The 11,974-nt window shown below is 51.0% G+C and carries 11 protein-coding genes; 7 read left to right on the top strand and 4 right to left on the bottom strand.

Features of this window, described 5'->3' with window-relative positions; genetic code table 11:
• Positions 1 to 228: 228 nt before the first annotated feature.
• Positions 229 to 1,119: a fructose bisphosphate aldolase gene (locus BLU03_RS07965; protein ID WP_076572349.1), complete on the bottom strand. Its 891-nt coding sequence runs from the start codon at positions 1,117 to 1,119 to the stop codon at positions 229 to 231.
• 251 nt (positions 1,120 to 1,370) lie between these two features.
• On the opposite strand from BLU03_RS07965, the gene BLU03_RS07960 reads away from it, so the two are divergent.
• The 4 genes from BLU03_RS07960 (at position 1,371) to BLU03_RS07945 (ending at position 7,169) form a co-directional block, all read left to right on the top strand.
• Entirely contained in the window at positions 1,371 to 2,303 is a 933-nt protein-coding gene (locus BLU03_RS07960) for an NADP-dependent oxidoreductase (protein ID WP_076572351.1), read from the top strand.
• A 167-nt stretch (positions 2,304 to 2,470) separates the two neighbouring features.
• Positions 2,471 to 4,204 carry an IucA/IucC family protein gene (locus BLU03_RS07955; RefSeq protein WP_093106972.1) on the top strand — a complete coding sequence of 578 codons (1,734 nt, stop codon included), beginning with the start codon at positions 2,471 to 2,473 and terminating at the stop codon, positions 4,202 to 4,204.
• Entirely contained in the window at positions 4,201 to 6,018 is a 1,818-nt protein-coding gene (locus BLU03_RS07950) for an IucA/IucC family protein (protein ID WP_245698765.1), read from the top strand. Before BLU03_RS07955 ends, BLU03_RS07950 begins: the two co-directional genes overlap by 4 nt.
• Positions 6,018 to 7,169, top strand: a complete 1,152-nt coding sequence (locus tag BLU03_RS07945; RefSeq protein WP_093106968.1) for a type III PLP-dependent enzyme — start codon at positions 6,018 to 6,020, stop codon at positions 7,167 to 7,169. The genes BLU03_RS07950 and BLU03_RS07945 overlap by 1 nt, the downstream gene beginning before the upstream one ends.
• Positions 7,170 to 7,253: 84 nt before the next feature.
• Here the strand turns inward: BLU03_RS07945 and BLU03_RS07940 are convergent, their stop codons facing one another.
• Together BLU03_RS07940 and BLU03_RS07935 are read right to left on the bottom strand one after the other, a co-directional pair.
• Positions 7,254 to 7,772 (bottom strand): peroxiredoxin family protein, encoded by a 519-nt coding sequence (locus tag BLU03_RS07940; protein WP_093106965.1) that lies wholly within the window; start codon positions 7,770 to 7,772, stop codon positions 7,254 to 7,256.
• Between the two features lie 82 nt (positions 7,773 to 7,854).
• The gene (locus tag BLU03_RS07935; protein WP_093106963.1) at positions 7,855 to 8,505 is read right to left on the bottom strand and encodes a TVP38/TMEM64 family protein; all 651 of its coding nucleotides are present in this window, start codon (positions 8,503 to 8,505) and stop codon (positions 7,855 to 7,857) included.
• A 144-nt stretch (positions 8,506 to 8,649) separates the two neighbouring features.
• Here BLU03_RS07935 and BLU03_RS07930 point away from each other — a divergent pair, with 144 nt between their 5' ends.
• Positions 8,650 to 9,639, top strand: a complete 990-nt coding sequence (locus BLU03_RS07930) for a tetratricopeptide repeat protein (RefSeq protein ID WP_093106961.1) — start codon at positions 8,650 to 8,652, stop codon at positions 9,637 to 9,639.
• Between the two features lie 20 nt (positions 9,640 to 9,659).
• Here BLU03_RS07930 and BLU03_RS07925 read toward each other — a convergent pair whose 3' ends face one another.
• A complete protein-coding gene (locus tag BLU03_RS07925) occupies positions 9,660 to 10,100 on the bottom strand; it encodes a MarR family winged helix-turn-helix transcriptional regulator (RefSeq protein WP_008592032.1) in 441 nt (146 codons plus the stop codon).
• Positions 10,101 to 10,197: 97 nt separating this feature from the next.
• Here BLU03_RS07925 and BLU03_RS07920 point away from each other — a divergent pair, with 97 nt between their 5' ends.
• Both BLU03_RS07920 and BLU03_RS07915 read left to right on the top strand, forming a co-directional pair.
• Positions 10,198 to 11,130: an ATP-binding cassette domain-containing protein gene (locus tag BLU03_RS07920; protein ID WP_093106958.1), complete on the top strand. Its 933-nt coding sequence runs from the start codon at positions 10,198 to 10,200 to the stop codon at positions 11,128 to 11,130.
• A gap of 12 nt (positions 11,131 to 11,142) precedes the next feature.
• The gene (locus BLU03_RS07915; RefSeq protein WP_093106956.1) at positions 11,143 to 11,970 is read left to right on the top strand and encodes an ABC transporter permease; all 828 of its coding nucleotides are present in this window, start codon (positions 11,143 to 11,145) and stop codon (positions 11,968 to 11,970) included.
• The last annotated feature ends 4 nt before the right edge of the window (positions 11,971 to 11,974 follow it).

The following is an 11,974-nucleotide window of genomic DNA, read 5'->3' as shown; positions in this document are numbered from 1 at the left end:
ACGATTAGCGGGGAAACGTGCCCTTCGCAGGGAAAAGATGGGCTTGAAGGTAACGATTAGGTAGGAATCGTACCCTTCGCAGAGAAAAGACGGGCCTGAAGGTAACGATTACGGTGTTTTCCTGCCGATCGCAAGACTCCTCCCGCTGCGAAGGTCAGGATAAACCGGACAGACAATTTCACACAAACAAAAAGCCTGTCCGAAAAGGACAGGCTTACATAACAGTGTTTATTTTTTATTGACGGAAGCGTCGTAAATAGAATCTACAGCTTTTTGAAGCGTATTGTTGAATTCTTCATCGGACTGCTTCACTTCTACGTCCGTTACGAGCGCACGGGAGAAGCTTGCGATGATGTTATCGTTCGCTTTCAGTTTCTGGTTAGCTTCATCACGGGAGTAACCGCCGGAAAGCGCTACGACGCGAACAACGCGCGGGTGGCCGGTAAGTTCTTTGTACGTATTCGCATTAGTCGGAATCGTAAGCTTGAGCATTACGTTCTGATCTTCGGACAATTCGTCGAGATGCTTCTTAAGCTCGACTTTGAGAATTTCCTCGGACTTCACTTTATCGGAACTGTCGATGTCCACTTCCGGCTCGACGATAGGAATCATGTCGTAGCTCAATACTTTTTTGGCTACTTCGAACTGCTGGTTTACAAGTTCTTTGATTCCTTCTGCATTCGGGTCATGAACGACGGAGCGCTCTTTCGTACCGAAAATGTTACGCTCGTTGCCGCGGCGAAGTTTTTCGTCGAGGTCTTTGATAGGTTTCATCAGCTGAACGCCGTTCTCTTTCTCGGCAAGACCGCTGTCGATTTTAAGGAAAGGAACGATGCCTTTCGATGCAAGGTAGTCTCCTGTGTACTGACCTTCGATTTCACGGTCCATCGTCTGTTCGAAAAGGATCGAACCGATGATTTTGTCAGAGCTGAAGGCAGGAGATGTGATGATGCGCGTTCTCATCTGATGTACAAGATCGAACATCTCATCTTCGTTGGAGTACTGATCTTCTCCTACACCGTATGCAGCGAGAGCTTTTGGTGTGCTTCCGCCACTCTGGTCAAGAGCTGCGACGAAGCCGCCTTTATTTTTCATTTGTTCAAAATGCTGTTTGTTCATTCCATTCACTCCTTCTTTTTGATCCTGGTACGATTATAACATGCTTGTGTTCACTCATGAAGCAGTTTGGACGTTTCCTGGTGAAGTAAACGCTTCCTTTTGAAATAAAGGAATCTGAAGCGATTGAGAGAAGGTTTTCGCATAGTTTTTAAGAGGACATCGGTCGTGGTTTTGTGCAGGACTTTTGACTTTCCTCTCCGATTGCTCTAACTTTCAGAGTAGATTCTTACTCACAAAAAGGAGTGAACGACATGAAAGCAATCGTAATCAATGAATATGGTCATAAAGAACAATTGCAGGAACAGGAAGTTGAAAAACCGACCCCCGGAAAAGGCGAGGTGCTCGTCCAGACGAAAGCGACATCCATCAACCCGATCGACTGGAAAATCCGCGAAGGATATCTGAGACAGATGGTAGAATTTGATTTTCCTCTCATTCTCGGCTGGGACGTCGCCGGCATCGTCGCTGAGACGGGAGAAGGGGTAACGTCCTATCAAAAAGGAGACCGCGTCTTTGCCCGTCCCGACCTGACCGGAAAAGGGACGTATGCGGAATATACCCTCGTTGCCGAACGTCTTCTTGCACCGCTTCCGGAAAATGTCAGTTTCGAAGAAGGAGCGGCTACTCCGCTCGCAGGTCTTACTGCCTGGCAGTGCCTGACGGACGTAACCCGCGTCCAGGAAGGTGAGAAAGTTCTCATTCAGGCCGGTGCGGGCGGCGTCGGTTCCTATGCGATCCAGTTCGCAAAAGAATTGGGGGCTTACGTAGCGACGACCGGAAGTACGAAGAACGTCGATTTCCTTAAATCTCTCGGAGCCGATGAAGTCATCGACTACACGAAAGACGACTTTGCCGAAGTGCTGAACGACTACGACGTCGTGTTTGATATGCTTGGTGGAGATGTTCTGGACAAAGCGTTCGACGTACTGAAAAAAGGCGGACGTCTCGTAACGATCGCCGGGCAGCCCGATGAAGAAAAGGCGAAGGCGAACGATATCGAAGCGACTTCCTTCTGGCTTGAGCCGGACGGTAAGCAGCTCAAGGAAATCGCCGACCTTATGGAGGCAGGAAAAGTCAAAGCGAACATCGGTCACCGTTACCCGCTTACGACTGAAGGACTGCAGGAAGCCCACGGTCTAAGCGAAACACACCATGCCAAAGGAAAAATCGTGATCAACGCCTAAATAAAATATGTATGGAAGAAAAGGGCAGGGGGAAACCCTGCTCTTTATTTTAGGAAATGTGACCTTCGTGCATCCGGAAAACCTGCGAAGGGAAGGAATACTCTTAGGTTACTGCCTTTACAGAATGGGAATAGTTCTTTTAGAAGGAAGAGACAGGAGTGGAAGCTATGAATACCAGTTATGAACAACAGGCGGAGAATTATATTTTCCGACTGCTTCTGCAAAGCATTATTCGTGAAAATCTCGTATCTTTTAACAAAACGCCGCAAGGATTGGAAATAGAAGTCCCGAAAGGCGGTCGCGTGGAGGTGCCGGTGTCACGCACGTACATACTGGGTCACATAGACATTGGGGGAAGCCCGGTCTACGTTGATCCTTCCGGAAAAAAACAGGAGCTTCAGCGGATGGAGGAACTGCTGATGCTGCTCGGTTTCAGAAATGAATCGTTCGTCAAAGAAATGATGAACAGTGCTTTGAATTACGCCTCCGCCCTCGAAGCTTTTGATAAAAGAAAAGAGAGTGTGCCCGTGCAGCAGGAGACCTGGGAGTACGTCATCAACCGGACGAAGAACGACCGGAACTTTTCCCCGCTCGTCTTTTTTGAGCAGTGGGTGATCGACGGCCATACGACGCACCCGGGCACGAGGACGAGACTTCCGATGTCTCCGGAAGACGTGAGAAAATACGCACCGGAATGGGGAGCATCCCCCGAACTCGTGCCTCTGGCTGTCCGCACTGACAGGGTGAGGGAGACGGCGCCTTTTCATACGACGATGACCGGGACGCTGACGGAAGCGTCACCTGAGGTGAAAGAGGAATTCGAAGCTCTCTCCGGTTCCTATCGCCTCATTCCGCTGCATCCGTGGCAGGAGGAGCATACGTTACCTGTCTATTACAAAAAAGAGCTGGAAGACGAAACGATGATTCCGCTCGCTTCCAGACTTCCGTCTCATGCGCTCATGTCGTTCCGGACGATGGCGCTTGCCGGTCGCGGGGCTCCTCATCTGAAAACGGCGATGAATGTGCAGATGACGAGTGCCGTCCGTACGGTATCCGCAGCTTCGACGAGGAATGCGCCGGTCATGGCCGGGCTATTGACGGAAATTGCCGGTAAAGATGCAGGGATAGGTGAGGCGATGACGTTCTCCCGCGATCTTGCCGGTATCCACTACGCCTCGGATGACGACCGGGACCGCAGCTTTTTTGAGAAAAACGCGGCTTCCATTCTACGGGAAAATCCGGAGGCGGATCTTCAGGAAGGGGAAATAGCCATGCCGGCGGCGGCCCTTATCTCCACGTCTCCGGTAACCGGCTCTCTTTTGATTGAGGAGCTGGCCGGGGAGACGACGGAAGAAGCCTTCATTTCTTTTCTTGAAACGTACGCCCGCGTACTGCTGCCGGGAGTGACGAGACTCATGAGCGAATATGGTATTGCCATGGAGGCTCATCTGCAGAATACCGTCGTCATTTTGAAAGACCGGCGTCCGGTACGTATCGATATCCGTGACTGCGGAGGCGTGCGTATCCTGCCGGAGCGGCTGAACCGCCATTTTGAAGAAGCACCGATCGACCCTTCGACGAACCTCCTCACCGATAAGGAAGAAGACCTGACCGACATTTACTCTCACGCCCTTTTCCATAATCATCTCGGGGAAATCATCATGATTCTCGCCCGCCGGCATGCACTGCCGGAAGCAGGCATGTGGGCGGCGGTGCGCCGGGTATTAGAGGATAGTCTGCGTTCCTCGGAAACGGCGCGGGCGGCACGTGATGAGGAAAGGCTCACGACACGTCCGGCCCGTATGAAATCGCTCGTTCGCATGAGACTGTCCGGGCAGTTTACGGATTACGAATTCGTGGACACCCCGAACCCATTTCAGGAAGGAGGCGAACCGGTATGATGAGCCGTCCGATTAAATCGCTGTCCGGTGAAAAACTGCTGGAGGAAGAAAGGAAATGTCTGCAGTTCCTTGAAAGCGACGAACCGGCATACGTGCCGGGGTTTCTCCGTTTCATATCCGCCGGTCGCAGCGGTATTCTGCACAAGCTGGCTTCTGCCGTGCTGAGGGAGGGGCTTTATGACCGATCGTCGGAGGAGTACGGAGATGATGGTTCGCTTATCGGAAAAACTCTGCACTTTCCCGGCTATTCGGTCGTATTTCCGGTGCGGGCAGTGTACGCTTTCAACCGTATCGAAACGACGGGCACTATCACTTATGTGGACTCAAAAGGGGAGACTCCCGTCCGGACCGCCTCAATGCTTGCAGGACTATTGTTTACGGAGGAGGAGTATCCGAACCTCTCCTATTTCCAGAAGGAACTCGACAACGGCACGGCGAACCTTTCTCTTGCTTATGCAGGACGAGCCGTGCAGGGAGGGGGTAAGAGAAAAGACCACCTGTTTTTTGAACAGCAGGTCACCGAAGGACACCACCTCCACCCGGGAGCGAAGACGCGACTCGGTCTTTCCTACAAAGACTCGTTCCGCTATTCCCCTGAATTCGGACACACGTTTCCTGTCCGGTTCGCTGCGGTCCGGAAAGAGAGCTGGACGTCCCGTGAGCAGTCGCTTCTCTATACGCATTTTCCGGAGTGCTATCGAAAAAGTGAAGAAGAACTGAAGAGGTCCGGATACGAATCATCTGATTTTGTCATCGTCCCCGTGCACGAATGGCAGTTCATCCATGCGCTTCCCTCCATTTACGAGAAAGAAATCATAGACGGGACCGTCGTATTACTGGAAGACGTGTCCCTTCCCGTAAAAGCGACGTCTTCCTTCCGTACGCTCGTTCCGGTATCGGGGGAGGGACCTGCGCTGAAGCTTGCAGTGAACAGTCAGATGACTTCCACCGTGCGCTCCATCTCTCCGCAGACGGCAGGAAACGCCCGCGTCGTCAGTGAGTTGCTCCATTCTATCTTTGAACAGGAATCCTTTTCCGGGTTCACCCCTCTTTATGAACTTGGCGGAGGGTCTTTTGCCTCCGATGATAACTTGAAAAAAAGGAACCTGACGATGCTTTTGAGGGAGAACATCACCCCTTATCTTGAGGAAGGGGAAGAGGCGATCGCCGGTATGGCTCTTTACGCAAAAGAGCCGGGCGGAGAGGGGACGATTCTGCAGGCGCGCTTTCGGCAGTATGCAGCAGAGAAACGTCTCCCGGAATGCGAGGCTGCTTCGGCTTTTTTCCGGGACTATGCCCGAACTGTGCTTCCACCGTACCTCACGCTCATGACCAAATACGGCGTGGCACTTGAAGGACACCTGCAGAACAGTGTGCCCGTTTTCAAAAACGGAAGCATCACCCGCTTCTTTTTCCGCGACTGGGGCGGTTCACGCTTCTATGAGGCGCGACTGAACGAACGCGGGCTGTATCCTGACTTTATGAAGGGTTCGGTATCCGTTACTAAAGATGCAGCGTCGATGCACCACAAGCTGTACTACAGCGTATTTCAGAATCATCTCGGTGAAATAATCCGCCAGCTCGTCGAAGCGACGGGAGTGGAGGAGATGGAGTTCTGGAGTATCGTCCGGGAGGTATGCAGGGAGACGTGTGGGCGACTGGCTACAGAAGTGCCGGAGCAGGCAGAAACGGACCGGAAATTTTTGAAACAGAAAACCGTGATGCACAAATCCCTTACGAAAATGCGTCTGTACGGAGAAAAAGAGGAGTGGTTCAGCGAAGTATCGAATCCGCTCTACGAAGGAGAAGAATGATGGAAGCAGTCAGAGAGTACATTCAGAACCAGAACAGTTCCGTCTGCGCCTACATTTATGATCTTCCGGGGTTGAAAGAACGTGCGGAGAAGATGAAAGCCGGTCTGCCCGGCCACTGCCGGCTGTATTACGCCGTAAAAGCGAATCCCGATCCGGAGATCATCCGGACGCTCGAGCCGGTCGTGGACGGATTCGAAATCGCCTCCGGAGGAGAGATGGACCGGACGTGGAACGGACCACGTATATTCGGAGGACCTTCCAAAAAAGAAGAAGAGGTTATGCGCGCGCTGGAAGATCCGGATATGCTTCTGAACGTGGAGAGTTTCCAGGATTTGAGACGTACGGCGTATCTTGCCGGCAAAAAGGACCGGACGGCAAACGTCCTTCTGCGGGTAAATCTAAAAGAGGATGTGTCCGAAAGCCGTCTGAAAATGTCCGGCGTTCCGACACAGTTTGGAGTGGAGGAAGAGTGGATGCCGTCTCTGATCGAAGAAGCTCTCGCCTCTCCCCACATATCCATCCAGGGATTCCACTTCCATGCCATGTCGAATAATCTTGATGCCGGAGTCCACGTGGCGTTTGCAGAGCTCGCCGTACGTAAGGCTCTGCAGTGGCAGGAAGCATACGACCTTGAAACGTCTGTTATCGACCTCGGAGGAGGATTCGGTATCAATTACTGGAACCCGGAAGATCCTTTTGACTGGAGTACTTTCGCTAAAGGTATAACGGAAATCGATACAAAAGGCCACGAGCTGATACTTGAAGTCGGCCGTTACATGACGAGTGACAGCGGCTTTTACGTCACGGAAGTGGTGGACGTGAAGGAGAATCACGGGCAGGCATTCGCCGTAGTCCGCGGAGGGACGCATCACCTGCGGTTTCCGGCGGCCTGGAAGATCAGTCAGCCCTTTTACGTCGTGGCGAAAGACGAGTGGGAGTATCCGTTTGCACGACCCGGTGTGGAAAATACGGAAGTCGTAATCGCAGGGGAGCTGTGTACTCCGAATGACCTTCTCGTGCGCGGGGAGTATGTAACGTCACTCCGGGCCGGGGATACGGTAGTGTTCACCCAGGCCGGAGCATACGCCTGGACGATTTCCCATCACGACTTTCTCAGTCATCCGCATCCGGAGTTCATTTATATCAGGTGAGTCCGGGGCAAAACTGAACAGACACAACAAAACCGAACTGTGCAGTTCGGTTTTGTTATATCTGTATCTGCTTTTTCCTGAATTTTATTCAGGTTTCTGCTTCAAATTTTTGCCGATATACTGAATGATCTTACGCAGCTCTTTCGGATGCGGGCGGCCGAACGGGCTTGTCTGACGCTGCTGGTACAGCAGTTTCCCTTCGTTGTCCACTAAGAAATAGGCAGGTTCTCCGTGGGTGCCATGATCCTCATAAGGAGCATCCTCCCCGTGGAAGTGAACGTCGTATGCCCGTAAAAAGTCCAAATTTTCGTCGACGAGAACCGGGAAGGTGAAACCGTGCTCCTCCACCATGTTCTCAAGCTTCTCTCTGTCGTCATAAGTGACCGTGGTCAGTCGTATCTGCTGTCTGTCGAAATACTTTTTCTCCTCTTCGAATTGTTTCAGCTCCTCCATGCATGCCGGGCACCAGGACCCCCGGAAAAAGATGACGAGTTGCCAGTCCTCCCCGCTTTCCTCTATCATTTTGGAAAAATTATACTCTTCCCCGGCTGTACTCTTCAGCGTAAAGTCCGGAGCTTTCTGGTTCAATCTGAAATCATCCAACGTATACACTCTCCTTTATAGGCTTCTTTTACCCTGTGAGAGAAATTTTAAAGGTCCGATCACCGAAAAAAACAATATTTTATCAGGAAAGGCCGAGCCATTTTTTGACCGGGGACCGGAAGTAATACGTAACCGCCACCATGAGTACGAAGACTCCTGCCGCTATCCCGATTGTCAGAATGCTTCCGGAAGCAAGGCTTGAGCCGAGGAAACTGTAGACGAACGTGCCGGGAATCATCCCGAGGACAGTAGCAAGGATGTACGAGCGGAAGCGCACCCGGGAAATTCCCCCGGCGTAGCTGAGCAGATCGAAACTGACGATGGGGACGAGCCGCAGCACGAAAATGTACACGAAACCGCGCTCTTCCATTCTTCTGAACAGCTTTTCTCCCCAGGAGAAGTTATCCAGCGGAACGACGGACTTTCCGAACAGACGGGCCATCATGTAGCCTGTCACCCCGGCTCCTGTTGCTCCGATGATAATGTATAGAACTCCCGGCCATACTCCGAACAGGAGGCCGGCTCCGAGAGACAGAACGGACGTCGGCAGAAATATGAGAGGTCCGGCAGTGTAGATGAGGAAAAAGACGAAAGGCCCCCACCACCCGAACGATAAAATGAAGTCGCGGATATCGGAAGGTCTGAGTTCCAGGCGGAAGTGAGTAATATAAGCGATGGTAAGAAATAGGGAAAGGACCAAAATGATTTTCAGCCATTGGGATCTTGAGAACATGGGTATCTTTTCCTTCCTGTTGTCTGTCTTTTTCTCACTTTAACGTATCTCACGATAAAAGTATGTATTTTTCCTTACACGTGCTGAGAAGGAGGCAGTTCGGGGAATAGGAAGAGGAGAGTATGTAAAAGGAGGCAGGGAAAGATGCCGAAAAGAACGAGTAACGATCTTTCGGAGGAAATACGGGAAGCAAAGAGGAATCTTGAAGAGGAAAAAGGCGGCTACTCCCGTCTGATAGCTTTGTACAGGGAACTGAGGCAGCAGTTAAGAAGAGAAAACGACAGAGATCTTGCCGAGGACGTGGAAAAGAAACTCATTTATTATCTGGTGGAGTACGGCTCCTATATGAAAACGGCGCACAGAAAGGATGAGAAGTCATCCATCGATTCTCTGAAGCAGGCTCTTCATTTTGAAGATCATCTTCCTCTCGCTCATTACCGTCTCGGTCTCCTGTATGTGCAAAGAGGACGATTTACAGAAGCGGGCAGTCATTTTTCAAAAGCGTTGGAAGTTCAGGGACAGGCCGAACGTTTCCCCTTAAACGAAAGACAGCTGTACTATGCTCATCTCTACCTTATCACGAGTGAAATACATGTTCTGTATGACCTCCACGAGAAGATGGGCCTTCTTTCTGTACCGGGGAAATACGAACCGTTCTCCTCTTCCGATATGTCTTGGTTGTACGAAAAGCTGCAGGAAACCGAGAGTTATCTGAACACCCACGCCTTCCTGAAAATAACGGGGGAGAAAATGGAGTTTCTCTCTAAGGAAGAAGCGGAAGAGTCCCTGTTACAGAAGAGTCGGGGGACCGGACATCTGTACTTTGGAGATGAGACGATTGAAATAGGATTTGATGGTAAAACGGAAGAAATAAGTCGGGATTACGGAAAAATTCTTTACTACCTCCTCCAGTCATCCCGGGAGGAGCCACTTGATGCCGGGGTAATGGCAGAACTGGCCGGAGAAGAGGGAGAGGTGAAGCCGACGACGTTCAGGCAGAGAGTGAGCCGCCTGAGCCGTAAACTGGAGGAGCTCGGGCTCACAGAAGCACTCACCATGGAACACGGTTTTTGCACGTTCACTGCCGCCGTCCCTTTCATCATTGTGCATCGGGCCGATGAGCAGCTCCACTGACACAAAAGAAGCTCAGGAGCTTACCGGCTCATTTTGTCCAGGATGACCGACAGGTTGGAAAACGTATCGTGGAGCGTCTCCCGGTCTTCCGGGGTGAGCGATGCCAGCCGCTCGCGCATTTTATCTTTCATATACTGCTTTTTATTACTGAGAAAAGCTTCTCCCTCCCCGGTCAGCCGGATGAGCGTCACGCGTCGGTCCTTCTCAAGTTTCTTCTTCTCCAGCAGTCCGTGCTCGATCAGCTTTCCGACGAGTGGGGAGAGGTTCGATTTTTTGATGGAAAGCTTCTCCGCCACCGTTTTCATCGGCGTCGGTCCTTCCTGTTCCACGATATGAAGAATGTGCAGGTGGGTAGGGTGAAGGTCTTTTTCCTCGAAAGGCCGCACCTCCCCGAACAGCTTCTTCGGAAGAGCGGGGAGGACGCTCAATATCTGGTCGATCAGTTCGTTATCCGTCGTCATCGTCAGCATGCTCCTTCCTTTTTGACTTTTGCCGGGCAAAAGTGGATAATGATTAATAGTTATTATATCATAACTATTACGCAGAGGGGGAAAAGACATGGACCCGGTGATTTCTGTGAAAGATCTGACGAAGAAATACAAACAGACCGAAGCGGTGAAAGCCATCAATTTTGAAGTGGAGGAAGGGGAAATCTTCGGGTTTCTCGGGCCGAACGGAGCCGGCAAAAGTACAACGATCAATATGATCTGTACGATGCTCAAACCAACCTCCGGGAGCATTATGATTAATGGATATGACGCCAAAAAAGAAAAAGATAAAGTGCGCGCCAGTATCGGCATCATTTTTCAGGAAAATACGCTTGATGAGAAGCTGACCGCCAACGAAAATCTGATGCTGCACTGCCGTTTCTACGGAGTGCCGAAAGACAAGCGCCAGGAACGGATCGGGGAAGTGCTTGAAATTGTGGACCTCGTCGATGAGCGGAAACAGCGGGTGGAAACTTTTTCGGGCGGAATGAAACGACGTCTTGAAATCGCCCGGGGACTGCTTCACTACCCGAAGGTTCTGTTCCTTGATGAGCCGACGGTAGGTCTGGATCCGCAGACACGTGCCCACTTGTGGGAATATATTCTGAAACTGAAAGAGAAAGCGGGCATTACGATGTTTCTGACGACCCACTATCTGGACGAAGCGGAAATCAGTGACCGGGTCGCTATTATGGATCAGGGGGAGATTATTGCCCTCGATTCTCCGACCTCCCTGAAAGACCAGCTCGGAGGGGACATGATTGAACTGTCGACAGAGGACAACGACCAGGCACTCCGTGAGATTGAGGAGAAAGTGGAAGGTGCGGACGTGAGTGTGGAAGGTGATACGATTCATCTGAAAGTGGAGAGCAGTGACGCCTTCATCTCTTCCTTTATTAAAACACTGGAAATTCCCATCACCAGACTCAATATCCGGAAACCGACCCTGAACGACGTTTTTCTCGCTTTTACAGGCAGAAAAATCGGAGACGCGAAAGAATAGGAGGAATGACCGATGGAAGGAATATTTGCAATCTGGCAAAGAGACTTGACGAAATTTTTCCGGGACAGAGCCCGGCTGATCGGCTCCTTTTCGATGCCGATTCTCTTTCTGCTTATTTTCGGCGGAGGTATGAGCGGTTCAATGGAAACGATGATGGCCGGTAACATGCCGGACGGAGCGGAGAGCTTCAATTACGTAGAATTCGTATTTCCGGGAATTGTAGCAATGACGCTGCTGATGACTTCGATTTTTTCTGCAATGTCCGTCATCGAGGATAAAGATTTCGGGTATATGAAGGAGATTCTCGTATCACCCATTTCCCGGGTAAGTATCGCTATAGGAAAAATGTTGGGAGCTGCCACGATCGCTACGATCCAGGGAATACTGTTGTTTTTTCTTATTCCGTTTCTCGGAATATCTTACAGTATCATGGCGCTTATACAGGTGATTCCATTCATGTTTCTGTTAGGCTGCGCTCTCTCGGGACTCGGTTTATTGTTCGCCAGTGTCATCCGTTCCACTCAAGGGTTCCAGCTGACCGTGCAGATTCTTGTAATGCCGATGATTTTTCTGTCGGGAGCTTTGTTTCCGGTGAGTAATATGCCGGCATGGATGGACGTCATCGTCAAAATAAACCCGGTTACTTACGGAGTGGACGTAATGAAGAAACTGATGATTGAAGTGGATAACATTCCGGCAGCCGTATCGGAAGCCATGGGGCTGAACATAACGGTGCTCGGCCGGGAAGTGACGATGTTCGCCGAAGTTCTGTTCATTGCAGGCTTTGCTGCGGTTCTCGTACTTTTCGCGACCTTCAGTTTCCAGCGTGCCAATGCATAAGTCA

The organism is Salimicrobium album, from assembly GCF_900107115.1.
In the GTDB taxonomy this organism is placed as follows: Bacteria; Bacillota; Bacilli; order Bacillales; family Halobacillaceae; genus Salimicrobium; species Salimicrobium album.
Note: the sequence above shows the minus strand (reverse complement) of the source record. Positions and strands in the feature narration are given on the sequence as shown.